Raw genomic sequence first — 26,089 nt, 5'->3', positions numbered from 1 at the left:
AACAGTAAATTATATTAGCGGTTATTAATACGCAGATTTATTTACATTTGTTGCAGATACAAATTTCTATGGCGGAAACAGCACAACTAAAAATTGGTGATAAAACATTTGAGCTCCCGGTAATTGAGGGCACTGAAGGTGAAAAGGCAATCGATATTTCTAAGCTTCGCGATCAAACCGGTTATGTAACACTTGATATCGGGTACAAAAATACAGGCGCTACCAAAAGCGCCATTACTTTTTTAGATGGCGAGCAGGGAATACTTAAATATCGTGGTTATCCAATTGAGCAATTGGCCGAGAAATCATCATTTATTGAAGTTGCCTATTTGCTGATCTATGGCGAGCTGCCATCTGCCGAAAAGCTAAAATCATTCCAGTACGAGCTAAGCCGTCATACTTTGGTGCATGAGGATATGAAAAAGTTTTTTGATGGCTTTCCGTCAAAATCGCACCCGATGGGACAGCTGTCGTCATTGGTATCTGCATTATCGGCTTTTTATCCCGAATCATTAAAGCCATCCCAAACCACCGAAGAGCTTAACCAGAGCATTATAAAAATGCTTGCTAAGATGGCTACCGTGGTTTCATGGATCTATAAAAAATCATTAGGGCACCCGGTTATCTATCCTCAAAATAAATACGATTACGTTACCAACTTCCTGCACATGACCTTTGGTCAGCGTACAGAGGAGGTGGAGATTGATCCCGTGGTTATCGACGCTATGAACAAGCTATTGATTTTACATGCCGATCATGAGCAAAACTGTTCTGCTTCTACCGTTCGTATAGTAGGTTCGTCCGATTCTAATATTTATGCTTCGGTATCTGCAGGTATTTCAGCGCTTTGGGGGCCGTTACACGGCGGCGCCAACCAGGCTGTAATTGAAATGCTGGAGAAGATCAAAGAAGATGGTGGCGATACTGATAAATGGATTGCTAAAGCTAAAGACAAGAATGATCCTTTCCGTTTAATGGGTTTTGGTCACCGCGTTTATAAAAACTTTGATCCCCGTGCAAGGATCATTAAAAAAGCCTGCGACGATATTTTAGAAAAGCTGGGAGTTAATGACGAGGTATTGGAAATAGCCAAAAAACTGGAAGAGGTTGCCCTGAAAGATCCTTACTTTGTTGAGCGTAAACTTTATCCTAACGTTGATTTTTACTCAGGTATCATTTACCGCGCTTTAGGCTTCCCAACTGATATGTTCACCGTGTTGTTTGCTCTTGGCCGTTTACCGGGATGGATTGCTCAATGGAAAGAAATGAAAGAAAACAAAGAACCTATCGGTCGTCCGCGCCAGATTTATGTAGGTGCTACATCTAAAGAATACGTTGATATAGCAAACCGGTAAGTTTATATGGTTCATAGTTGATGGATCATAGTTCATAGAAGAAAAAAAAATACTTAAATAAGGAAGCGATAGGGGATGACCTCATCGCTTTTTTTGTCTGAACCTTGATTTTTAGGATTTGAGGATTTCCTTGATATCATATGCTTTCGGGGATTGATCTTATCAAAAGAAGAGCCATGTTAATATTCGTGTTTTATCAGGTTATCTTTAAAACGTGGAAATCACCGTCTTTTTCAAATATCCTATAATCCTAAAATCAGACAAATCAAGGTTCAGATAAAGAAGCCCCGCAGGTTTTCACCGTGCGGGGCCATATAAATAAATCAATCAACTGCAATGTTTAAGCTTAAAGCTTAGTAATAGTAAAAGTGTTGGCATTAGCGTTTAACACTATTTTGTAAGTGCCGCCGGCTGATATTGTATAATTAGCTCCGCCTGGTGTAAGTGCACCTGGTGTTCCGCCTAAGTTTAAATCCCAGCTGTGATTAAACCTGAATTTTATATCCTTGCCCCCAATTAAAGCGGCTGTAACGCTCCATGTTTTGGTGGTAGCATCATAAAGCATATCAGTATCAGTGCTCCAGCCGCCCGGAGTAGCATCGCCAATAATGCTCCAAAATACAGGGGTAGCGGTAAATGTGCCTTTTGTTTTATCGTTTTGGTCGATAACAGCGTGCAATGCATAGTATCCTGCGGCAGGTACTGAAAGATTACCGCCGGTAGTACTTATTTTTCCGCTGCCTGCATCTCCGTATGCAACGTCCCAGACCTTTTTAGGAGTAAGTTTAAATTCAAGCTTACCTGCAGGGAAACCGATATAGCCGTCATATACGCCATCGTTATTAGGCGAGGTAAGACTGTCAGCAGTTTTGGGGTCCCATCCCTGGTACGCGCCAGGAACATAAATATAACCCGTGCCCTGATATGGCAATACGGTTAACGTAATGATATTTGAGTAAGTAGCAGCCAGGTTTGGAGCAGCCGATGATTTAATGCGCACATCAACTTGCGATGGGTTTTCATAAGATAGCTTCAGTGCGGTTAGCATATCGTTAAGTGCACCTACCTTTAGTGTTTGGGTAAGCTTATCGGTACTTACTTCCCTTGCGTTTTTGAAATTATTGCCTTTTACATCTAACTGTATGGTATACGTAATGGGAGCTTTATAACCTGTAACAGGGGTTGCAACCCAGTTAAAAGTAATAGCATCATTATTGGCATTGGGTTTAGAGAGTGCGGGGGCGGTTGTTGTTGAAGTTAAAGTGCCTACTTTGCCCACGTTTGCTACAACCTTTACTTCATCTTTTTTACATGACGCCAGCATCAGCAGTGCAATGCCACCGAATGCCAGGAGCGTGGTAAATATTTTTTTCATATCCTTTTTTAGGTTTTATGGTTTTGCGGGAGATACTTTGAGGGCATCTCCCGGTGTATTATTAATAGCCTGTATTTTGTTTCAGATTAGGGTTGGCTGTAACATCTGCCGATGGTAACGGATATACCGTACGGAAACTTTCAACGCCTTTGCCATCTTTTGAACCGCCTTTAAACGGCCATAAGTAAGTAGCCTCAACAAATTTTTTGTAACGGATAAGGTCCGTACGGCGGAAACCTTCCCAGTACAGCTCACGTCCTCTTTCATCAAGCAACAGGTCGGTTGTTAAAGCGGTTAACTGGCCGGTGGTAGCACTTTGGTAGGCACGGGCCCTTAATTTGTTAACATAGCTTAAAGCAAGTGCGGCATCGCCGCCGCCGCCGCGTGTAGTAGCTTCGGCATAAATCAAATATTGTTCGGCTAAACGGAAAATAGGAAGGTCCATATCTGCATAATCCAAACTTTGCGGGGCACCGCCATTTATCTTAACATCTTTGAATTTGCTGATAGCGTAGCCATCGGTAAAGGTGCTGATGGTGTTGATCTCAATGTTTTGGCCATCGGTGTAAAACTGGGCGCGTTTATCGGCACTTGAAGCGCCTCCGGGAAACAGGTTTACAAAAGCTTTGGTTGTCCGTAAACCGGCCCACCCGCCGGCGATACCATAATCAGCCGCCGGCATTGAGCCACCAACCGGTGCATGCGTCATAAATGTGGCACCACCATAGCCTTGTGTATGCAAGCCATCGTAGTTAATGGTTAAAATAAACTCATTTTTATTGAGGTTGTTATCAGCGCGCATTAGTTTGGTATAGTCACTAACCAATGAATAACCGGCATCAATCACCTTTTTTGAATAGGTTATCGCGGCTGCATAATTAGCAGTACCGGTATAAACTTCGGCATTAAGATAAATCCTTGCCAGCAAAGCCCAGGCAGCGGCTTTATCCGCGCGACCGTATTCGTTAGTGCGTGCATCAGCAAGGCCTCCATCAATTGCTTTAAGCTCGCCTTCAATATAGGTAAACAGATCTTTACGGCTTATCTGCTTTGGTAGTGGTCCGCCCAACGGATCGTTTTCTGTAACAAATGGAGGGGCAGCAAACAAGTCCATCAAAATTGAATACTGGTAAGCCCTTAAAAAGCGGACTTCGGCTACATACTGGTGAACTTTATCGGCATCTGCACCTTTAATACCCCTGCTGCTCAGGTTAGCATCAGACGACTGGCGAATAAAATCATTCGCCAGGGTAATCTGGTACATACACCTGTAATATAAGCCGGTTAAGAAAGTATTGCTTGATGACCAGGTCATGCTGTGAAAATCCGGCAAGCCTACGTCGCCCCAGCCTACAACGGCTTCATCAGTTGGTAGCTCTTCGGCACACCAGTACAGGCGGAAAAAGTCTGAGGTGCCTTCGTCAATACCTTGTACGTCACCATTACCCGCCGGGCCTGAGTTGCCTGTTAACGCATATGCAGCGTAAACTTTAGCAAAAGCTTGCTTATATCCTTCGGGGGTGCTGTAAACCTGTGCCGAGGTAACATCATTTGTTGGCAGCAGATCAAGCTTTTTAGTGCACGATGTAAGGCCGCCGGCAATTAAAGCTGCTACAGTTATATATTTTATTGAATTTCTTTTCATGTTTATTTCTCTTTACTGTGAATAAAGTGTTATAGCGATAAATTAAGACCTAACACATAGGTGCGGGGGCGGGGATAAAAGTTATTATCGATACCGCTGTTAACTTCCGGATCAAGGCCTTTATATTTGGTGATAACAAAAACGTTTTGCACGTTAGCGCTTAACCTGAGGTTACCGGTGTTGTGAAATACTTTACCAAAATTATAACCTACGTTAACGTTATCCATACGGATAAATGAAGCGTTTTGTATGTAATAGTCCGATAGCCTGCTTTTATCAAAAGAGCCGGTCATACCGGTTTCAAGCAGGTTGGTTGAGGCATTGTTTAAGATACCTATGCCATTAAATATGCTAAGCTGGGTGCCCGAGCCTGAGAAAACATTATTATAAACATAGTTGCCAACGCTTGCCCTTGCAACAAAACCAGCCGACCATTTTTTGTAGCTAAGGTTTGAGCTTAAACCAAAATAGCCTTTAGGATCGGAGCTTTTGTAACGGTACAGGTCATTTTCATTAACTATACCGTCTTTGTTCCTGTCAACATACACACCATCAAGCGGTTTGCCATCGCTGCCGTAAACCTGCTGATAAACATAGAAGGAGTTGCGCGGGTAACCGACAGAGTTGATCTGGATGGTGTTACCTGTACCGCCAGAAATGTTACCGGTTGGAGCGCCAGGATAGCTTGGATCTGGGGCCAGTGTCAATTTGGTGATCTTGTTGGTATTGTAAGTAGCGTTAAGGTTAACATTCCAGGTAACATCGCTGGTTCTGATTACATCTGCACTCAGGTTTAACTCGATACCATTGCTGGTTAAGTCGCCGATGTTGGCCACAATATAATTTGAGAAGTTGGTACCTGCCGGCTGAGGTATCCTGTTCAATAATTTTGAGGTTTTACGGTGGTAGTAATCCAAAGTGCCGGTGATACGGTTATCAAGGAAACCAAAATCAATTGCTACGTTGGTTGCTGCCGTTTGTTCCCAGGTGCGCAGTGCATAGTAACCACCCGGACGGTACAGGTTGTAGAAAGTATCGCCAAGCTGGTACTGAGCTGTATTTGTACTCAGGTTATAAAATGATACAACATCATAGTTACCAATACCATCCTGCTGACCGGTAACACCGTAACCTGCGCGCAGTTTCAAATCAGATAAAGCTGTTATGCCTTTGAACATCGATTCTTCTTTCAGTTTCCATGCAAATGCAACTGAAGGGAACGTACCGAACCTTTGATTTGGATTGAATTTTGAAGAACCGTCGCGGCGTACAGTACCGGTTAAAATGTATTTATCTTCAAATACATAATTTAAACGACCGTAAACTGATATCAGCCTGTTTTCGGGTTTATCAAACGCATAGATTGGATTAGTGCCTGGTTGCTCGGTACCATCATGGGCAAAATTGCCAAAGTTGTAGTTGGTGATTGAGAAATCCTGGTATGAATAACCTGCTACCGCATCAATATGGCTGGCTATGCTTTTCAGATCTTTGGCGTAGCTTAAGTAGCCTTCAAATATGGTATTTTTTTGGGTTTGTTTGTATTGGTTATTTAAGCCACGGTGCGTAACACTTTTTGCGTCAAGAAATCCCTTGTAGTTTGAAGCAGCGCTATCCGGAATGATAACGTGCCCTGTGCCTTTTGAAACATCATAACCTAAGTTAACATTGGCATGTAACTCCGGTAAAAAGTGGAATTTATAATCTAATTGCAGGTTACCGATGCTGCGGTAAACAGTACTGCGGTTGTCCTGCTGCTCCAGTAAACCGAGGGGGTTTAAAGTGGCAAGGTCTTTTAAGCCGCCCCCTGGTTTTGTAGGATCATTAAGCCATTCCCAGTAACCGCCAAAACGGCTGTTGCCTGAATAAACCGGTTTGGTAGGGTCAAAGCTTACTGCCGAACCTATAGCACCTTCATTGGCAAACCTTTGTTTAACCTGTGCGCCTTTAGCGTTTAAGTTAACTTTCAGGTGATCGGTAAAAAAACTTGGGCTTAAATTGATGGCGCCTGTTATACGCTGCATTGAGCTGGTTTTTAAAACACCATCCTGATCAAGATAACCTGCCGATACGCGGTAGGGCAGGTGTTTTGCCGCGCCTGATACGCTGATATTATTATCAGTAGTGATACCTGTTTGGTAGATCTGCTTTTGCCAGTCGGTGCTTGCAGTACCTAAAAGTGCTTTTTGAGCAGCGGTACCGTTAGTGTTAACATAGTCGCGTACCTGGTCGCCGGTCAGCACCGATGCTTCTTTAGGGATTTTGCTTGCCGAAACCTGCGAGCTGAAATCAATAACCGGTTTGCCGCTTTTACCTTTTTTGGTGGTGATCAAAATAACACCGTTTGATGCCCTGTTACCATAAATAGCTGATGCAGAAGCATCTTTTAATACCGAAAACGATTCGATATCGTTGGGGTTGATGAGGCTTAAAGGGTTGGCTGCACCGGAGATACTGCTGTTGCTGATAGGCACACCATCAATAACAATAAGCGGATCGTTACTTGCGCTTAATGAAGCACCGCCACGGATCCGGATAGTACTACCTGCACCAGGCGCGCCGCTGTTTGATATTACGGATACACCTGCAACCTTGCCGGCAATTAACTGCTCGGGGGTAGTGATGACGCCTTTTTGAAAATCTTTGGCGGTTACGTTGGTGATTGCGCCTGAAAGATCTTTTTTGCGCTGGGTACCGTAACCTATAACCACTACCTCGTTCAGGCTTTTGCTTTCTGGAGCGAGGCTGAAGTTTTCGACCGTTGCGCCGTTAACGGTTACTGTTTTTTTGATGGTAATATAACCGATAAATTTTACGCTTAGGGTGTAAGTGCCGGCTTTAACATTGTTAATGGCGTAGTTACCATTAGGGTCGGTAGTTGAACCAATAGTGGTACCATCGACGGTAACCGTAGCACCGGGGAGGGGCTGGTTGGTTTCGTCAGATACCTTTCCTTTAATACTCCCGGTTTGTGAAAATGCCATGAATGACATCATCAGGAAAGCACAAAGAAGAACATACTTTTTTGAGTAATTTTTTCTCATTTACTTATTGATTTTTATGAATAAAAAAAGGCTTATTTTGCCGTCTATAATTGGTTTATTATTGTGGCCGAAACAGCATGCGACTAATTTACATTTACAAATATCAATTGCAAATTTTATATAAAAGATAATTTTAAAGCGTTTAATTAAGTCTTTTTTAACTTTAACGAAATGTTGAAAATTATTAAAATAACCGAGAAAAAATATTGTTTTTATGCGAAATTTGCATTTAAACACATATTTGTGAAATAAGTAAGTGTCAGGTTTACACAATATGTAATTTTACTTTAATGCAACCAATTTCCGGGAACGTTCCCGGAAACGTTCCCGGTTTTTAGCTTTTTATGATGATGAAAAAAATAATTTTCTGCGCGTTTTTGCTTTTGGGCCAAAATTTTTTGCTTTTTAGCCAGGTGAAAATCTCCTTTTTTACCGGCAAAATTTCGGCCCTGAAAAGCCCTTCTGAACGCCTTTTTTTGGCAGGTGATTTTAATGGCTGGAACCCAGCTGATAAAGCCTGGGAACTTGTTAAAAACAACAAAGGAAGTTATACCTTAAATAAAGATTTACCCGCCGGCATTATTCACTTTAAAATTACCCGCGGCAGCTGGAACGCAGTGGAATGTGACACCGCTGGCAAGGCTGTTGAAAACAGAAGCCTCCTGGTAAAAGGCGATACCACCGTTCTGCTTGATATCGCGGGTTGGCAGGACAATTTTGCACGGCCCGAAAAGAGACATACAGCTACTGCCAGGGTAAGTATCATCAGCGAAAACTTTGAAATACCTCAATTAGGCAGGCAGCGGAGGGTTTGGATCTATCTGCCGGCAGGATATGAGGTTGGCAAAACCCAATACCCTGTAATTTATATGCATGATGGCCAAAACCTTTTTGATGAGTATACCTCTGCCTATGGTGAATGGGGGATTGATGAGCTCATGGATAAACTACCAGGTCAACAGGAAAGTATCATAGTTGGTGTTGACCATGGTGGTGAGTTCCGCATAACTGAATATGACCCGTACAATTCAAAATATGGTGAGGGCAGGGGAGATGATTATATACAGTTTTTGATTAATGACCTTAAGCCATATATTGATAAACATTACCGTACCCAAAGTGATGCTGTACACACAACAATTGCCGGGAGCTCAATGGGCGGGCTTATCTCCATGTATGCAGCACTTAAATACCCGGAAGTGTTTGGAAATGCAGGTATATTTTCGCCCGCGTTTTGGATTGCACCGCAGATTTATGACCAGGCCCAGCAAGCTGTAGTAAGTAAAAATAGCCGTTTTTATTTTGTTTGCGGTGATGCCGAAAGTGAGAGCATGGTTGCCGACATGCAAAAGATGGCCGATTTGCTGAAATCAAGAGGGGTGAGACCCGGAAACGCCCCCGTTACTATAATCAAAGGTGCATCCCACAATGAGAAGCAATGGAATGGCGACTGGCCCGGATTTTATAAATGGTTGATGGGGTTTAATTAACTACCTGTTTTGCGTTAGCGATAGTAGCGGATACCGGCCAATGTCATTAAGTTAAGGAAAATCCCCCAGAGGGGGAACAGGTTTGTAGCAACATACATATTCAAAACAACCGTGCCAGAGGTACGGAACACCGGAGTTGTGTACCGCTGGCACACCAGAGATCTATGCGAATTTGTTTCTACAAACCTTTTGCACCTCTGGTGCAACTTGTCAATCTCTTAACTTAATGACATTGGGATACCGGCCAAGCGGCTAAGGCCTGCGCAGTATGAGCGGATAGCGCGGGCCGAAGGTAACGCCCACAATGTTAATTTGGGATTTCGGATGTTCGATTTCGGATTTTTTTTGAATTAAGTGAATTAAAGAATTTTTCGAATTTTCTTTGCATTCAGTAAATCCTTTAATTTTATAAATTCTGATTCCGACATTAACCTTCTATTCATAACCCGTCCAAATTTCCCTTAAATTTAATAGTTTTGAAGTCAGCGTTTGCCCATGACCATCGAAGAAATATTAAAGCAGTACTGGAACCATGATGCCTTCAGGCCTATGCAGGCCGAGATCATCCAATCTGTTTTATTGGGGAACGATACTTTAGCGCTGTTGCCCACCGGTGGCGGTAAATCGGTTTGTTTCCAGGTTCCTGCATTGGCCAAAGATGGGATCTGCATTGTAATATCGCCGCTTATCGCACTCATGAAAGACCAGGTTGAAAACCTGCGGGCCAAAGGCATCAATGCTATATCGATAGTATCGGGCATGGGGCGCCGTGAGATAGACCTGGCGCTGGATAATTGCATTTATGGCTCGGTGAAGTTCCTGTACCTGTCGCCCGAGCGCTTGCTGAGCGAATTGGTGCGCGAGCGGGTGAAGTACATGAAAGTAAACCTTTTCGCGGTGGACGAGGCGCATTGTATTTCGCAATGGGGTTACGATTTCAGGCCGCTGTACCTGCATATTGCCGATCTGCGGGAGCTGCATCCCAACGTGCCCGTGCTTGCGCTTACAGCAACGGCTACCGCCGATGTTAAGGCCGATATTCAGGAAAAGCTGAAATTCAAAAATCCGGTTGTTTACCAGCAAAGTTTTGAACGACGCAATATCAGTTATGTGGTGCAGCATGAGGAAGATAAGTTCCGTAAAATGTTAAATATCGTACGCGGTGTTAAGGGAAGCGGCATTGTATATGTACGGAGCAGGAAGGAAACTTTTGAGATAGCGAAATTTTTGATCGATAACGGTATCAGGGCCGATTATTATAATGCAGGCCTGACTGTTGACCAGCGCGCCGAAAAGCAGGAGGCCTGGAAAAATAACCGGTTACAGGTTATTGTGGCTACCAATGCTTTTGGTATGGGGATAGATAAACCGGATGTACGGTTTGTGATCCACAAGGATATCCCGGAAAGCTTGGAAGCCTATTACCAGGAAGCCGGCCGGGGTGGGCGTGACGGGAAAAAAGCCTTTGGCGTACTGCTATATAACCCTGCCGATAAGCTGAAACAGGAAAAGATGTACGAGCTTAATTTCCCATCGGTTGAGGAGATTAAGCAGGTATATCATAACCTGGCCAATTATTACCAGGTAGCTTATGAGGCCGGCGAGGGTTTAAGCTTTGATCTCGACCTTGGCGAATTTTGCAGCCGTTTTAAGCTCGATGCTATTAAAACACTCAATGCCCTTAAGTTTTTAGAACGCGATGAATACCTGGCTTTTAACGAAAGTGTATTTTTGCCTTCGCGTTTCCAGTTTGAGGTAGTTAACGAACAGCTATATAACTTCCAGATCCAGAACGCCGGCTGGGACCCTTTTATCAAAACCCTGCTTCGCTCATACGGTGGCGCTTTTGAAAATTATGTGCGTATCAAGGAGTTTGATATCGCAAGGCGAACAGGCATAAGCGTTCAGCAGGTTATTGAGGGAATGTTACAATTGCAGCAGTATGGATTGCTTAGCTATATGCAGCAAACTGATAAACCCCAGGTTACCTATTTAAAGCCACGGGTGCAGGGCAGTCACCTTATTATCGACCGCAAATATATTGAGCAGCGTGAGGAAGTGTACCGTCAAAAAATGGAGGCTGTTTTTGCCTACGCCATTCATAAACGCTGCCGGAGCCAGATGTTGCTGGCTTATTTTGATGAGCCAAATGGCCGTAAATGCGGGATCTGCGATGTTTGCCTTGAGGAAAAACGCAGGGTAAGTCAAGACGAAATCTTCGACAACATCACCACCGAAATAGTACAATTGCTTAGTATTGGCAACCCCGATATTGGCGGGCTGATAACGGGGATCAATATCGGTACCGAAAAAGAAAAGATGGAAGCCGTACGCCTACTGCTCGATGCAGGGAAGATTAAAACTGATGGTGAGGCTTATTATTTGAGTTGATGGATAGCTCTCTTTTAATACCCACCCGTCATCCTGAGTGTTTAAATCCGAGGCCTCTGAAAGTGAAATGACATTAATACTTATTGTCATCCTGAGGAACGAAGGATCTTCTTCGCCCTGCTTAGCGGCCCTGTATCTTGCAGAAGATTCTTCGCTACAATCAGAATGACAGGCGTTTTTTAAACTTGTCATGGGTAACTTGTTTCAGGACCTCACAGGACAGATCGACGCTTTGCTTGGCTCTCGAAAGGTTAGCAAGCGGGCGAGTTTACCTACCGGCATGTTAAAAGTGGGTGTCATGCTGAGCAATGTCATTAAGTTAAGAGATTGACAAGCTGCACCAGAGGTGCAAAAGGTTTGTAGAAACCATTTTGAATAGATTTTTGGTGTGCCAGCGGTACACAACTCCGGTGTTCCGTACCTCTGGCACGGTTGTTATCGGTATAATATTTTGCTACAAACCTGTTCCCCCTCTGGGGGATTTTCCTTAACTTAATGACATTGCATGCTGAGGCTCTCGAAGCATGGTGGGCAGGCCTCTGCGCACGAGTCTTCGACGGGCTCAGACTGACAGGCCATCTTTTGTCACTACAACTTCAGAGTTCGCTGTATTTTCCAGCTCAGGATTATAGGAAGTATTAATTTATCTCTAATTTTTCTTCCCCATTTCACCGGGAAAAATCACCCCTTTACCGACAAAAACCTGCCCTACAGCTAATTAGGCCAAACCTGCTGTAACGTTTTTTATTTGAGATCGTCATATGTATGTATTCAATGAAATAAAATAATAATCACTTGACAATCAAAATATTAATACCATGAAAACTACATTAACCGCCATCGCTACCGTACTGTTTATGGTACTTGGCTTCGCAAACATCGCATCTGCAAATACTGCTAAAACTGATGCAGGCATCATTTTAACCGACATCAGTAAAATCAACAAAATTGAAGTTTACGGCAATGTTGAACTTTACATATCAAGCGGCCCGGCCGACCAGGTAAAGGTTTACAACCGCTACTATTCTGAAAATGCTCTGGTTCAGTCACAAAAAGGTGTATTGCGCATCTCATCATATAAAGCCGAAAAATTGGTAGTATGGGTAACCGCGAATCAATTGAGTGCTATTAACGCTTATGATAATGCCGATATTAAATCATTCGGCAGTCTTTCAGGCATCGAGCTGGATGTTAAATTAAACAACAATGCATCTGCAAATCTTAACCTGGATACTTATAGCGCCAGCATCACCCTCAGCGGTAATGCAAAAGCCGAACTTAAAGGTAACACCAACGAATACAGCTTAACCCGCAACGCAACATCAAATGTTAACAGCAATGGTTTAGCATACGCTCACGCTACCGAAACCCTAAACAAAGAGACCAAACCAAGGGTTAATGACTTTGCAACTTTATAAACGCCATTTTTTTGAGTCAATTATATATAGTGTAGCCGCCCGCAAAGGGGCGGCTTTTTTGTTTTATCGTCATGTTGTTGTTTCAACATTCCACTCGCTAAGCCGCATGTTAAGCAAACCGCTTATCATGTGGGGTCAGGTAACAAATTTTTATAACCCTTAATACGCCATGATCCAGAGGCTACAGGCGTAATCGTCCGAAGTCAGAGAACTTTCGGACAGTGTTTCTTTTGTTATCACAAGCTTTTTCTATGTGCATATCTGAAATCTGCACATAAAATTCTTCCGCTTTTTACCGATATAAATCCCCCGTTCGCCGACTAAAACCCGGTGTACATCTAATTTGCCCGAAACCGCTGTAACGTTTTAAAAATGAGGGCGTCTTATCTGTGTATTAAATGAAATAGAAACACAAATAATTGACAATCAAAATATTAATCATCATGAAAACTACAATATTAACAATCGCAACCTCTTTAGTTTTAGCACTTGGAGTATCAACCGCAGCTAACGCAGCAACCAAAAATGATAACGGCGCAGCCGTAGTTTTAAATAATGTAAGCAAGATCAGTAAGATCGAAGTCCGCGGTAACGTTGAGGTATACGTATCAGCCGGCGAAAACGACAATGTTAAAGTGTATAACAAGTATTACTCAGAAAGCGCGTTGGTACAAAACAACAACGGTACATTACGGATCACCTCATATAAAAACGAAAAATTGGTAGTTTGGGTAACCGCGAACGATCTTAAAGCGATTAATGCTTACGACAATGCCGAAGTTAAATCATTCGGAAAACTTGCAGCCCTTGAGCTTAACGTTAATCTTTATAACAATGCATCTGCTAAATTGAACGTCGACGCTTATGCTGCAACAGTAAACGTTAATGACAAAGCTAAAGCCGAGTTTACCGGTACAGCCGATGTTTACACCCTTAACCACACCCGCGAATCATTTGTAAACAACAACGCATTTGCTGCCGTAAACTTCACTGATAAAGTAACCAACGCTCCTGCTAAATACACCATTGAAAACGAATTTGCAGGCCTTTAATATCTTACTTTTACAAAAGTCCATCATATATTCAAAAGCTATCATCTAAAATGTGATAGCTTTTTTTAATTTTGATGTAACACTAAACCGCCAACCGGCGTCATAACACCAAAACCATGAAAAAATACCTTTTTACCTTCACTATAGCAAGTGCATTTATAGCCACCGGCATATTATCATCATGTAATTACAGATGTGTGCACGGCTCAGGAAATCAAACCACCGAAAAGCGCAAGGCCGAAGATTTTAAAAAAGTTGAAATTTCGGGCGCGTTTAAAGTACACCTGAAACAGGATAGTTCGTTGACTATTGAGATCAAAGCTGATGATAACCTGATCAAGTATATTTCAACTTCGGTTGAAGGTGGTGTATTACACATTAAATCAAAAAAGAATTTCTGCGATCCCGGTGATATGGTGATCAACATCGGCGTGAAAAACCTTGAAGAAATTAAAGCTTCAGGTGCGGTTGAAGTTAATTCTGATGGCAAGCTCAACGCTAAAGATTTCAAGCTTGATCTTTCCGGTGCTACTAAAGTTACGCTTGACCTTAACGCGGCCAATGTTTCGACCGACGGCAGTGGCGCCACAGATGTACACCTTACAGGCCAGGCAGCATCGCACAAGATTGACCTGAGCGGCGCCGGTAAAATAGAAGCCTTTGATTTTGTTGTTGGGGACTATGATATCGAAACATCGGGCATTGGACATTGCAAAATCAATGTGCTTAAAACGCTGAACGTGCATACCAGTGGTGCTTCCGAAATTGAGTATAAAGGTTCCCCATCTACCGTGAATAACGATAAGTCGGGAGCTTCGTCTATCAAAAAAGTAGACTGATCGGCGTTTTTAAGAAACAGTAAAGCCGGGATTTTATTTAAATCCCGGCTTTTTCTATTATCAGCCATCTATAATTTAAATGAGGAAACTTTTAAAATGGGCCGGAGCCGTTTCATGCTTATTTGAAAACTATAAAGCCTGTTAATAGCTATGTTGTAAAATTTGAAAACAATATAAATTCAGGCACTAATTAAAAATAAATTCATACTTTTGCGCCTCGAATTTTGTATAGCACGGATTAGGTTTTAGGCTATATTTCAAAGGATTAAATTAAATACCCGGTAAAAAGATGAATATTACACAGGAAAAAATTAATGACCTGAACGCAGTTGTTAAAATTAACATCAACCCTGAAGATTACCAGCCACGTGTTGAAAAAGCTATAAAGGAAAACGCTAAAAAAGCAAAAATTCCTGGTTTTCGCCCGGGCATGGTGCCTGCATCGCACATCAAAAAAATGTACGGTAAAAGCATCCTTGTTGATGAAATCAACAACCTGTTACAAGATACTTTAAATAACTATATCGACGAGCAGAAACTGGCTGTATTGGGTCAGCCATTGCCTGCTGCAGATGATAACAAAGAATACAACTGGGATTTTGCCGATAACTTTGAGTTTAGCTATGAATTAGGTTTAGCTCCTGAGTTCAGCATCGACTTTTCATCAAAAGATAAATTAACCCAATACGTAATCAAAGTTGATGACGAAACGCTTGCTTCAAGGATCAAAAACATCCGCCGCAGCTATGGCAAAATGACAAATCCTGACGTATCGGCAGATGATGACGTTCTTTACAGCGAATTAGTTCAACTTTCTGCTGATGGTAGTGTTTTTGAGGATGGAATAACCAATACAGCGTCTGTACGTTTAGATCAGATCAAAGATGAGGCTATCAAAGCTTCATTGATCGGTTTGAAAAAAGGCGATGTGTTAACATTCGATATTCGTAAAGCTTTTGATAACGACGCAGCTAAAATTGCCGGTTTATTGAAAATTGAAGAAGACGATGCAGCTGATTTAAGAGGCGATTTCCAATTAACTGTTAAAAACGTTAACCGTTTAGAAGAAAGCGATCTTAACCAGGAGTTCTTTGACAAATTATTTGGTGAAGGTACAGTAACTACCGAAGAGGAGTTCACAGCTAAAATTACTGAAGAGCTTGAAAGCATGATGGTTCAGGATGCCGACCGCAAATTGCAGGACGACATGTACAAACTGGCTGTCGCTAAAGTTGATTTCGCCCTTCCTGACGAGTTTCTGAAACGCTGGTTAAAAGCAACCAACGAGAAATTAAGCGACGAGGAATTAGAAGGCGGTTACAACGATTTTGCTCAAAACCTGAAATGGACTTTGATAGAAAATAAGATCATTACCGATAACACTATCGAGATTAAATACGAAGATGTGTTTGAATTGGCTAAGATCCGTTTAGACCAGCAGTTCAGGATGTACAGCCCGACAGCGATCCCTGAAGATCAGTTAGGCCAGTATACCGTTCAGTACCTGCAAAACAAAGAAAATGCTAACAAAATATTTGAAGAGGTAAAAGCATTAAAGGTATTTGACTATATCAAAAATGTGATCACTTTAGATAAGCAGGATATCCTTTACACTGATTTCAGTGCATTGGTATCTGCAGCACAGTAAGCAGCTTTTAAATCGCCCTAAAAAGGGAGAGATTTTATAGCATATTCACCAAAAGCAACTCACAAGGTTGCTTTTGGTGTTTTATAACCTTAGCTCAAAACCCAACGTCATTGCGAGTAACCATCAGGGAGGCCGTGAAAAAACCGTGATGACATGTAAAATATACTTTAGCGATGGTGCGCGGGGGCCGCGTTAGGGATTGCAGTGTAAAGCCCGGAGCGCGCGTTAGGATTGTGGGCAGGAAAAGCGAGGACTTGCAACGGAAAGCCCGGCCGCAGGCAACGCCCATATTATAAAACTGATCGAAAAAATACACTTAATAATCAACAACTTACGATCACGTCATTATAAGGTACGAAGCAATCCCCGATTAGCAGAGTGGATATGCAAGCCGACCTGTAAAGTTTGGGATTGCTTCGTGCCTCGCAATGACGGAAGCAGAGCAGCTGATGTTGTTACCAACATCTTCCCTGCAAGCTCTACCGTTAGTTTTGACCAAAAAAACAGGTTTAGTCACGTAGGCCTCATCAAAAAATTACGTAATAAAAACTATCTTGCAAAAAATCTATTGAACTAAAAACTATATTTATCGCGGGTAAGACGCCCGCATTTCCTAACGAACAACAAACAAAAACCATGAGCAGTAATATCGATAAAAACGAATTCAGAAAATATGCTGTTAAGCATCACCGTATTAACAGCCTTTATGTAGACAAATATATTGCAGGTGTTGAAAGAGGCAATATGCCAACAGGTGGTATCACTACCGTACCAACCGGCATGACACCATACATTCTTGAAGAACGCCAGCTTAATGTACAGGCCATGGACGTGTTTTCGCGTTTGATGATGGACCGTATCATTTTCCTGGGCGATGCTATTTATGATAATATTGCAAACATTATCCAGGCTCAGTTGCTATTCTTACAATCGGCTGATGCTAAACGCGATATCCAGATCTACATCAACTCACCAGGTGGTTCGGTTTATGCAGGTTTAGGTATCTATGATACCATGCAATTTATATCAAATGACGTGGCCACTATTTGTACAGGTATGGCCGCTTCAATGGCTGCAGTATTGTTGGTAGCCGGTACTGAAGGTAAAAGGGCAGCGCTTCCGCATGCAAGGGTGATGATCCACCAGCCATCAGGCGGTGCTCAGGGCCAGCAGTCGGATATAGAGATCACTTATCAGGAGATCACTAAATTGAAAAAAGAACTGTACCAGATCATTGCCGATCACAGCGGTGCACCTTACCAAAAAGTTTGGGATGCATCTGACCGTGACTACTGGATGATTGCAGAGGAAGCCAAAGAATTTGGTATGGTTGACGAGATTTTAAGAGGTAATAAAGGAAAGTAATCTTGAGTCCATAAGTCCGATAGGTCGGGAAGTCCGGAAGTAAGCATGTTAAAATCAGAAGGTATTGTTGCTTTCGGACTTTACAGACTTCCCGACTTACGGACAATACTTTGTTTTTTACCACTAATTTTTTAACTTTGAGTAAGAAGACAAATCAGATGAATAAAAACAGCAAAGAGATCAGGTGTTCATTTTGCGGTGCCGGTAAACAGGATTCCCTGATGTTAATAGCAGGACTTGATGCACATATTTGTGATAAATGTGTGAACCAGGCCAATGAAATATTGGCTGAGGAGTTGAAGGTACGTAAAGTGAAGTCATCGCCTCTGGCGCCGGCCTTGCTTAAGCCATCAGAGATGAAGGCACATCTTGATCAGTATGTTATTGGGCAGGATGATGCCAAAAAGATACTTTCGGTAGCTGTATATAATCATTATAAACGCTTAAATCAGCGTATTGATAAAGATGAGGTTGAGATTGAAAAATCGAACATCATCATGGTAGGTGAAACAGGTACGGGCAAAACCCTGCTTGCTAAAACACTCGCCAAAGTACTTAACGTTCCGTTTTGCATTTGCGACGCTACTGTGCTAACCGAAGCCGGTTATGTAGGGGAGGACGTTGAAAGCATCCTGACCCGCTTACTGCAATCGGCCGATTATGATGTAACCCTTGCCGAAAAAGGTATTGTTTACATTGATGAGGTTGATAAAATAGCCCGTAAAAGCGATAATGCTTCTATCACCCGCGACGTATCCGGAGAAGGTGTACAACAAGCACTATTGAAGATATTAGAAGGTACCATGGTTAACGTACCACCACAAGGTGGCCGTAAACACCCGGATCAGAAAATGATCACGGTAAATACCAGTAACATCCTTTTCATTTGCGGAGGGGCCTTTGATGGTATTGAAAGGAAGATCGCCAATCGACTGCGTACCCAAACTGTTGGTTACAAGTTTAAGCACGATGAGGGCGATATCGATACTAAAAACTTCTATAAGTATATTACACCGCAGGATTTGAAATCATTTGGTTTAATCCCTGAGTTGATAGGCCGTTTGCCGGTGCTTACCTACCTCAACCCGCTTGATAGGGAAGCATTGCACAATATCTTAACCGAGCCTAAAAACTCATTATTGAAACAGTACAAAAAACTGTTTGAATATGAAGGTGTAAAGCTTGATTTTGAAGACGAAGTACTGGAGTTTATTGTTGATAAAGCAATGGAATTTAAACTTGGTGCGAGGGGATTACGCTCAATATGCGAAGCTATCATGATCGATGCTATGTTTGAGTTCCCATCCAAAAAAGATGTGAAACGGTTGAACGTAACATTGGATTACGCACGCGAGAAGTTTGAAAAATCTGATCTGAAAAAGTTAAAAGTAGCTTAACGCACAGTATATAAGCAAACACTTATATTTATTAAAAAATAAAGCGCGCCCTGGTTCTTATACCGGGGTTTGCTGTATAAAAAGAAATCATATGAACGAAGAATTAAACATTAAAAAGGACGGAGAAGCCTTACCACCGCCGGTGAAAGAAGTGCAATCGCCCGTAAAATCAGGATTAAAAACAAAAGAAGCAATTGTTGCTAACTGGTTACCGCGTTATACCGGCCGGCCACTTGAAGCATTTGGTGAGTATATTATCCTTACCAATTTTTCAAAGTATATCCAGCTGTTTTCGCAATGGAATGATAACGCGCCTATTATGGGGCTTGAAAAACCAATGCAAAGCGTTACTGCTAACGGTATTACCATTATTAACTTTGGTATGGGAAGTTCGGTTGCGGCTACTGTTATGGACCTGCTCACAGCCATTCACCCCAAAGCGGTAATATTTTTAGGTAAATGCGGCGGCCTTAAGAAGAAAAACAACGTAGGCGACCTGATCCTGCCGATAGCCGCCATTCGTGGCGAAGGTACATCCAACGATTATTTACCTCCCGAAGTACCTGCATTGCCGTCATTCGCGTTGCAAAAGGCTATCTCAACTACCATCCGTGATTATTCACGTGATTACTGGACCGGTACCTGCTACACCACTAACCGCCGCGTTTGGGAGCATGATAAAGTTTTCAAAAAATACCTGAAAGATCTGCGTGCCATGGCCGTTGATATGGAAACAGCTACTATTTTTACCACCGGTTTTGCCAACAAGATTCCTACAGGTGCGTTGCTGTTAGTGTCAGATCAGCCGATGATTCCTGAAGGTGTAAAAACCGCCGAAAGCGATTCGTCAGTAACAGAGCAGTTTGTTGAAACACACCTGCACATAGGTATCGAATCGTTAAAGCAGTTGATCAATAACGGGTTAACGGTTAAGCATCTTAAATTTTAGTCATTTTATTCATTGAGTCATTTTGTCATTAGGTCATTTTTTTAATAGCTTAATGAATAAAAGACTTACGAAGTTTTTGAAACTTCGTAAGTCTGACAAAATGCAAAAATGACTTAATGACCTGATGCCCCAATGACCACTTGTTTCATCCCCTCTCTGCCGTAAAATACCGGAAAATACATCATTTCGGCTTTGGCCGGATTTAGGGTGTATTTACCGTTGTAACGGGGGATGAGATTTACGGTGAATGTATATTTGCCCTGTTTAAGGCTTCGGCAAAATATGCTTACTTTCTCTTTAAAATATTCGCGGTGTACTTCATTGTTGTCCCATTGCTGCTCCTTACTCTCGTACGAGCATCCGGCAGGTATCGGGATCTCTATCATCACAAAATCAGCATCGCCGCGGGCTGTTACTTCTGCTTTTAATAATACAGGTTCACCGCCTTTCAGGGTGGTTATTGTTTTTTCCTTGCGCTCAAACCAGGTATTTACTGTAAAATCTTTACTTACTTTTTCGGGCTTGTTGTTCCAAAACTGCTGATAGCCGGTAATGTATACAGGCAGGCTGCCTGTTTTACTGATACTGATTGTTTTATCAGTTAGCGTTGCCGAATAAGGGAATTTGTCGATCGTTTTTGTATCGGTGCCTGTAAGCCTGATCTGCGATGGTTGAACCTGTTTATTTTCTGTCAACAGATCTGGCAGAATAGTTTCCAGTATCAGCGCCGATTCATAAGTATTACGCCAATCTCCAAGACGGCGTTGTTCAAGGAAGTAGCCGCGGATCTTGGTTAATAGCTCGGGATGCCTGCCTTCGTTTTTGATAATGCGGTAGGCTAATACACTCAACTGTACCGAATTATCAAAAAAGCGATAACCGTCTTCGCCCCAATATAGGTTACCAAACATAGTATGTTTACTTGTGTTGATTAAACTGTCCATTTTTATGGATAGGGCAGATTCCTGCCGCAATAACATCATTCTTAACTTATCATAACCCGACAACTTATAGTCGAAGTTTTTTTGTTCCTTAACCTGCTCTTTTTCAATGCCTGTTACATACTTCTGGTAATCAACTTTCGCTCCCAGTTTATGAAGTAACTCAAGGCAAAGTATTTTGTCCCTGCCTTTGTAACTTTCAAGCGGAAAGACGAGATAGTCGGTTAATTTTTGTTTATCCAGTTCAACAGCATAACCCTCTTTTTGTGCATCTATCAATGCTTCTACCACATGCAGGCTAATCCAGAGTTCTTCGTTACTATCCTTCCACCAGCCCCAGGTACCGTTACTTTTGCGGTTTTCCTGTAGTTTTTTAATCACCTCTTTTATATTTCTTTCGTACTTAAACTCTTCGCCCAAAAACTTTTTAATGTGTCGTTCCATGAGCAGGCCTTTCAATTTTGAAGCCAGCTGCTCATTGCATAAGTATTTATATTCTCTCAGCTTGCGGGTTTCTTCAGTCAACGCAGGCAATACAGAAGCCTCTGCCCGGAAAGTGACTGGTCCCAAAGCCGGATCAAATTTCATGTTCACTGTGGTATCGCGGTCAAGTGCCTCAAAAACCCCTTTGGTTTCTTTAACACCCTGCGGCATTACCGGGATCCTGCGTTGCTCGCCGTCAAAATAGCCGTTATCCCGTTTAATGGTGTATTCAAAAGTGAGGCTGTCGGTAGGATTGGTAGAAGCAGCAGCAGTAGCAGTAATAGTAAGTGTGTCAATTTTAGAGTTTTTAACTTCCAGCTCGTCTTGTTTCAAAGTCTGGCCGTTGTATTTAAAAATACGGGTAAGCTTTGCGGAGGTATTGTTGTAGTTCATCACTTTACCAATCAGGTTCATTTCATCGCCGGCTATGGCAAATTGCGGTGCGATAAAATTTGCGCTTAATGATTTATATGATTTGATACTGCTTTCGGTAAAGCCGGTTTGCCTGTTGCCCGTTATGCCGATGATAAATGTTCGCCAGTTGGTGATATCATCGGGGTAGGTAACCATGAAGCTGGCCTTCCCGTGTTCATCGGTAGTGAGCTTAGGTTGCCAGTAGGCATAGTCAGAAAAGTTTTTACGCATGGTTTGCGAACTGCCGGTTTGTGTACTGTCGGCCCTTTGGCCTCCAGCCAAACCGGGTTTAGCTTTAGTTCTGATCACGATGACGCCTTTTGCACCGCGTGCACCATATATAGCGGTTGCAGCGGCGTCTTTCAATACATTAATTTCTGCAATGTCATCTTTATTTACGTCAGATAGCTTATCAACAATTTCGCCATCCACCACAATCAGCGGCTGGGCCGACGGTGATGAATTAATGCCCCTGATCATGATATTGGCTTCGTTACCTACTGTCAGGCCAGCAAGCCCGCCTTCTAAGGAAGATACGGTTGCTATCGATCCGGTCATTTCCGCTTTTCGTTGCACGCCATACCCAATAACCACTACTTCCTGCAAGGATTTTGAGCTGGGTTTTAAGACTACCTTGATAGTTGCACCGGGTTGTATGCTTAACTCCTGTGTTTCGTACCCTATAAAGCTTACAATGAGTTTGCCGGTTTTGGGTACTTTTAATTTAAAGCGCCCTGCTATGTCAGTTTGCGTACCTGTTGATGAACCCTTTACCCTTATGGTTACGCCGGGTACAACCAATTTATCATCGCTGGCGGTAACTATTCCGCTCATCATATCGCCGAAGTTGCCGGTATCAAGGTATTTATCATTAAACGCTTCTTTTATTTTCAGGGCATCGTTTTCTATTTCCCGGTCACCGTGATTATAGCCGCCCGTCCTGTTATTGATAATGTTGCTGATCCGCACACCTACCGAATCTTTGCCATGCGTGGGCAACACCGTAAAATTGTAAAAATTAGTACCACCTGTTTTTATGGTTACATTTTCTTTAATATCATAACTATCGCCCTTAAGCAAAAATAAAAGCCTGTAGCTGCCGGCGTTAAGGTTATTAATGTATGTGGTATTGCCGGGATAGATCAATAAAAAGTCCGGGTCATCATATTTATAAACGATCAGGTTTTTAACCAACAGTTTTTTGCCTTTAGGTTGATCGATGCTCATACTTAGTTTACCTGTTTCGCCGGTGATGGTAGGGTTTACAAAAAGCGATTGCGTGTTGCTGCGCAGGTCAAGATATTGCTGCCAGATACTTTCGGCCTCGGGTTGGGTAAGTACCTGTTGTGTATAATCATCGGCCGGGCCCTGGTATGACGATAGTATGGGGTTGAAGGGATAAGTAGTGGGGATACTTTTTTGTTTAATAAGGCCGGGCTCAAACTGAAATGAATAACCTGGTTCGGCAACAAAACGTCGTGATCCGCTGCCTTGTAAATCTAAATTGGCAAAGTTTTCGGCCGACGGACCTATGAGTACGCTGTTGTTCCGGTAACCATAGTTCGGGTCGGGATTGATCATGAATACCTTTTCGTTTTGGGTAAGGAGGGCCATCTTCCAGCCAAAATTATTGATAACGGTAATCAGGTAACGGTTGATGAGATCGCATTCATAGGTACTCAATGTATCCAAAACCTTTGTTGAGTGCGCATTATCCGCATTAATGCTGAAGATCAGTTTTTTCGATTTTTGTACATCCACACTATCTACCCAAACGTTTTGATGGCTGGTCCTGAACCGGAACATGTGCCTGCCCGGCGATACCGCGAAGCTGTAGCGTTTAAGCTGCTGTGTTTGGTCGAAGTACACCGGCCGGTCATCAATATAAAGGATATGTACGGGCAGTACATCGCCGTTTTTAATCACAAAGGGCGCCACCTGAGTTAGCGAGTCTTTGGCGTCTTCTTCAACCCGGTAAATTTTGTTAGGGTGAGTAAACTGGTAGTAAGCAATACTGTCAAGCCCCATTTCCTTACTCCAGCGCTTCCAGTTGAGCTGTAATGACCCATCGCCATTTATATTGCCGGTATTAAAACCCATTTTTTGCTTGCGATAAGTAAAACCTTTGCCAAGGTATGGCACATACGGCGCCTTGTAGTCGGCAAACTTACTCGTCATTGACCAGGCCGTTAAATCAGCGTTGGCTACAGGCTGACCTTTAGCATCGGTAACCACGATGTCGGTTTTAGCTTGCTGCCCGGGATAAACGGATATCGGCTGACGAACGTTGATGGTCAGCAGCTTATCGCGGTACGTGATATCGGTGGCTTCGGTTTTGCTTTCACCTGCCCAGATATAATGCACCTGGAAGTTTACGAGGTTTTGACCATTGTAAGCACGTGTATAAAACAGGTTATTGGCCTGCCCTGCATCAATTAATTTGTTGCCGCCAAATACCGAATACCAGAAATGCAGGTGCCGCGGGTTTTCAACCTTTACAAACACTGAATCGGCGGTGCGATAGCCCGATAGCGAGATGCCGGCGTTATTATCTTTCAGGTCGAGGTCGGCATAGGCGCTGTCTGTTTCAATATCGTAGCTATCGGCATAAGGGTTAATGATAGTTTTTGACGGGAGCATTACCCTGATCCTGGATATGGTATCATACTTTGCGTTAAGGGCGCTAATGGTGGCCGCAGTTTGTATGGCCTTGCCATTGTCAAAGGCGTTACTGATCAGTGTATCCCCGTTTAATTTGGCAGATACACTAAACCTGCTGTACCGGTACCTCATATCGTTATTGGCCGATTGCTGTTCGTTATTGGTGTTCAGAAACTCCGAATTAATGGTATAAGTGATATCCGCTTTCGGAAAGATAGAATCAGGGATAATTAGCCTGGTTTCACCAACCGGGTCGAGCTGTAACCGGTGTGTCCAAAGCTGGTCGGGCACAAAAGTGTAGTTTTGCGTGCGCGTACCGGTGCCACGGGTATTGAATGTAACAGTAACCCTGCCATCTGTAACCGGCAGGTTATTTTCGTCAACTGCTTTTAAATATAATGTAGCCGGATTTCCGGGCCCGTGTTCTTCTTTATCAACCCTGGTGCTGAAGGTAATTGATTTAAGCTCGTATTCTTCATATTTAAACCGGCCTGTCAGAAAAACCTTGCGTTTGGCTAAAAAGCCCTGATCGTCATCGCCGTCATAATCATCAAGTTTATATTTTTCGCTCGACGGATCTTCGAGCGAGATGGTATAATCTTCATCAAGCGAAAGGTCGAGGCTATCAGTAAGCGCGAAACTATATTCATAAGCTCCATAGCGGTAACTGTTTACTTTGCCGATGATCTTACCGTCTTCATCATTGCGTTCTTTGAGTCGCACTAAAAGCTGAGCTGCGGTTATAGGTTGTTTTGATTTTTTATTTAAGACGAAAGCCTTAAACTTTACAGTATCATGTGGTTTATAAATGGCCTTATTAAATACCATGAAGCCTTCGTATTTATCTGCGGGTTGGCGGCCGTAATATTTGTCGTGCCCCTTAAACAGGTTTTTAAAGCGTTTCCAGGCAGCCTTAAAAAAGCTCATATGCCGATACGGGTTGTAATGATAATAAGATGAGCGCTGCTGTTTTTTTATAGCGTAGTAATTGGTTACGCCCGCGTAATCAACTTTTAGTATGGTATCCCTTTTTGAAGGATTAGCTATATACAAGCCGGCTTTTGAATCATAAGTAACGGTATGATTGTTAAACTGCATTAAAGCGTTGTTAATAGCTTTGCCTGCCCGATCAACCAAAATAAAGCGGAGGTCATAGTTATTGGCCAGCAGTTTTAAATTGGCCGAGCGGTTTTCGATAAGCGAATAGCTTAGTAAATTCTTTTTGGCAACTACTTTCAAATAGTTGCCGGGAGGGAGTGTGTTGTTCCATTTATCGTTTGTTTTAAACGAATCAATGGGGTTATGTAATATTTGCTCATCAGGTTTTTTACGTGGGTAGCGGTAAAATTTAAACACATCACCATCCGTTATTTTATATATGTAGGTATAATAGCTGCTTTGCCGGCTTGGGGTAAGCGGCTTTTGCCCAAATGCGGCAGTTATACAAAAACTTAAGAAACTGAAAAATAATAATGATTTTTTTATTGGTGCCTGCATGTTTAGGTATATTTTTTGGTAATTGTCACCGGTTTAAATTTATTACATTTATGTATGTATGTTTATAGGATGCAGATCTATTTACTTTTCCATAAAAGAAATATCATTTAAGAAACTTATTTTTG

14 protein-coding genes are annotated in these 26,089 nt (G+C 42.5%); 10 read left to right on the top strand and 4 right to left on the bottom strand.

Features of this window, described 5'->3' with window-relative positions:
- Window positions 1–68: 68 nt before the first annotated feature.
- Window positions 69–1,355: a citrate synthase gene (locus MusilaSJ_RS07130; RefSeq protein ID WP_274989332.1), complete on the top strand. Its 1,287-nt coding sequence runs from the start codon at window positions 69–71 to the stop codon at window positions 1,353–1,355.
- A gap of 346 nt (window positions 1,356–1,701) precedes the next feature.
- Here MusilaSJ_RS07130 and MusilaSJ_RS07125 read toward each other — a convergent pair whose 3' ends face one another.
- From MusilaSJ_RS07125 to MusilaSJ_RS07115, 3 genes are all read right to left on the bottom strand, one after another.
- Window positions 1,702–2,730 (bottom strand): SusE domain-containing protein, encoded by a 1,029-nt coding sequence (locus tag MusilaSJ_RS07125; protein WP_274989331.1) that lies wholly within the window; start codon window positions 2,728–2,730, stop codon window positions 1,702–1,704.
- A gap of 61 nt (window positions 2,731–2,791) precedes the next feature.
- Window positions 2,792–4,375 carry a RagB/SusD family nutrient uptake outer membrane protein gene (locus MusilaSJ_RS07120; protein ID WP_274989330.1) on the bottom strand — a complete coding sequence of 528 codons (1,584 nt, stop codon included), beginning with the start codon at window positions 4,373–4,375 and terminating at the stop codon, window positions 2,792–2,794.
- Window positions 4,376–4,404: 29 nt separating this feature from the next.
- On the bottom strand, window positions 4,405–7,419 hold the full coding sequence (locus MusilaSJ_RS07115) for a SusC/RagA family TonB-linked outer membrane protein (protein WP_274989329.1): 3,015 nt from the start codon (window positions 7,417–7,419) through the stop codon (window positions 4,405–4,407).
- A 413-nt stretch (window positions 7,420–7,832) separates the two neighbouring features.
- On the opposite strand from MusilaSJ_RS07115, the gene MusilaSJ_RS07110 reads away from it, so the two are divergent.
- From MusilaSJ_RS07110 to MusilaSJ_RS07070, 9 genes are all read left to right on the top strand, one after another.
- Window positions 7,833–8,909, top strand: a complete 1,077-nt coding sequence (locus MusilaSJ_RS07110) for an alpha/beta hydrolase (RefSeq protein WP_274989328.1) — start codon at window positions 7,833–7,835, stop codon at window positions 8,907–8,909.
- Window positions 8,910–9,404: 495 nt separating this feature from the next.
- Window positions 9,405–11,300, top strand: a complete 1,896-nt coding sequence (locus MusilaSJ_RS07105) for a RecQ family ATP-dependent DNA helicase (RefSeq protein WP_274989327.1) — start codon at window positions 9,405–9,407, stop codon at window positions 11,298–11,300.
- Window positions 11,301–12,118: 818 nt separating this feature from the next.
- A complete protein-coding gene (locus tag MusilaSJ_RS07100) occupies window positions 12,119–12,718 on the top strand; it encodes a GIN domain-containing protein (RefSeq protein WP_274989326.1) in 600 nt (199 codons plus the stop codon).
- Between the two features lie 443 nt (window positions 12,719–13,161).
- On the top strand, window positions 13,162–13,770 hold the full coding sequence (locus MusilaSJ_RS07095) for a GIN domain-containing protein (protein WP_274989325.1): 609 nt from the start codon (window positions 13,162–13,164) through the stop codon (window positions 13,768–13,770).
- Between the two features lie 116 nt (window positions 13,771–13,886).
- On the top strand, window positions 13,887–14,609 hold the full coding sequence (locus tag MusilaSJ_RS07090) for a head GIN domain-containing protein (RefSeq protein ID WP_274989324.1): 723 nt from the start codon (window positions 13,887–13,889) through the stop codon (window positions 14,607–14,609).
- Between the two features lie 289 nt (window positions 14,610–14,898).
- The gene (gene tig, locus MusilaSJ_RS07085; protein ID WP_274989323.1) at window positions 14,899–16,257 is read left to right on the top strand and encodes a trigger factor; all 1,359 of its coding nucleotides are present in this window, start codon (window positions 14,899–14,901) and stop codon (window positions 16,255–16,257) included.
- A 636-nt stretch (window positions 16,258–16,893) separates the two neighbouring features.
- A complete protein-coding gene (locus MusilaSJ_RS07080) occupies window positions 16,894–17,622 on the top strand; it encodes an ATP-dependent Clp protease proteolytic subunit (protein ID WP_090524532.1) in 729 nt (242 codons plus the stop codon).
- A 158-nt stretch (window positions 17,623–17,780) separates the two neighbouring features.
- Window positions 17,781–19,019 (top strand): ATP-dependent Clp protease ATP-binding subunit ClpX, encoded by a 1,239-nt coding sequence (gene clpX / locus MusilaSJ_RS07075; protein ID WP_090524534.1) that lies wholly within the window; start codon window positions 17,781–17,783, stop codon window positions 19,017–19,019.
- 91 nt (window positions 19,020–19,110) lie between these two features.
- The gene (locus MusilaSJ_RS07070) at window positions 19,111–19,968 is read left to right on the top strand and encodes an AMP nucleosidase (protein ID WP_274989322.1); all 858 of its coding nucleotides are present in this window, start codon (window positions 19,111–19,113) and stop codon (window positions 19,966–19,968) included.
- 113 nt (window positions 19,969–20,081) lie between these two features.
- Here the strand turns inward: MusilaSJ_RS07070 and MusilaSJ_RS07065 are convergent, their stop codons facing one another.
- Window positions 20,082–25,964, bottom strand: a complete 5,883-nt coding sequence (locus tag MusilaSJ_RS07065) for an alpha-2-macroglobulin family protein (RefSeq protein WP_274989321.1) — start codon at window positions 25,962–25,964, stop codon at window positions 20,082–20,084.
- Window positions 25,965–26,089 lie beyond the last annotated feature (125 nt).

It is taken from the genome of Mucilaginibacter sp. SJ (assembly GCF_028993635.1).
Lineage (GTDB): Bacteria > Bacteroidota > Bacteroidia > Sphingobacteriales > Sphingobacteriaceae > Mucilaginibacter.
The sequence above is the reverse complement of the archived record's forward strand: the minus strand, read 5'-3'. Positions and strand labels throughout refer to the sequence as shown.

What these genes read in the sequence shown, in the direction of transcription:
- MusilaSJ_RS07130 (WP_274989332.1), top strand. Translation starts at nt 69, where the DNA reads ATGGCGGAAACAGCACAACTAAAAATTGGTGATAAAACATTTGAGCTC.
- MusilaSJ_RS07125 (WP_274989331.1), bottom strand. Translation starts at nt 2,730, where the DNA reads ATGAAAAAAATATTTACCACGCTCCTGGCATTCGGTGGCATTGCACTG.
- MusilaSJ_RS07120 (WP_274989330.1), bottom strand. Translation starts at nt 4,375, where the DNA reads ATGAAAAGAAATTCAATAAAATATATAACTGTAGCAGCTTTAATTGCC.
- MusilaSJ_RS07115 (WP_274989329.1), bottom strand. Translation starts at nt 7,419, where the DNA reads ATGAGAAAAAATTACTCAAAAAAGTATGTTCTTCTTTGTGCTTTCCTG.
- MusilaSJ_RS07105 (WP_274989327.1), top strand. Translation starts at nt 9,405, where the DNA reads ATGACCATCGAAGAAATATTAAAGCAGTACTGGAACCATGATGCCTTC.
- MusilaSJ_RS07100 (WP_274989326.1), top strand. Translation starts at nt 12,119, where the DNA reads ATGAAAACTACATTAACCGCCATCGCTACCGTACTGTTTATGGTACTT.
- MusilaSJ_RS07095 (WP_274989325.1), top strand. Translation starts at nt 13,162, where the DNA reads ATGAAAACTACAATATTAACAATCGCAACCTCTTTAGTTTTAGCACTT.
- MusilaSJ_RS07090 (WP_274989324.1), top strand. Translation starts at nt 13,887, where the DNA reads ATGAAAAAATACCTTTTTACCTTCACTATAGCAAGTGCATTTATAGCC.
- tig (WP_274989323.1), top strand. Translation starts at nt 14,899, where the DNA reads ATGAATATTACACAGGAAAAAATTAATGACCTGAACGCAGTTGTTAAA.
- MusilaSJ_RS07080 (WP_090524532.1), top strand. Translation starts at nt 16,894, where the DNA reads ATGAGCAGTAATATCGATAAAAACGAATTCAGAAAATATGCTGTTAAG.
- clpX (WP_090524534.1), top strand. Translation starts at nt 17,781, where the DNA reads ATGAATAAAAACAGCAAAGAGATCAGGTGTTCATTTTGCGGTGCCGGT.
- MusilaSJ_RS07070 (WP_274989322.1), top strand. Translation starts at nt 19,111, where the DNA reads ATGAACGAAGAATTAAACATTAAAAAGGACGGAGAAGCCTTACCACCG.
- MusilaSJ_RS07065 (WP_274989321.1), bottom strand. Translation starts at nt 25,964, where the DNA reads ATGCAGGCACCAATAAAAAAATCATTATTATTTTTCAGTTTCTTAAGT.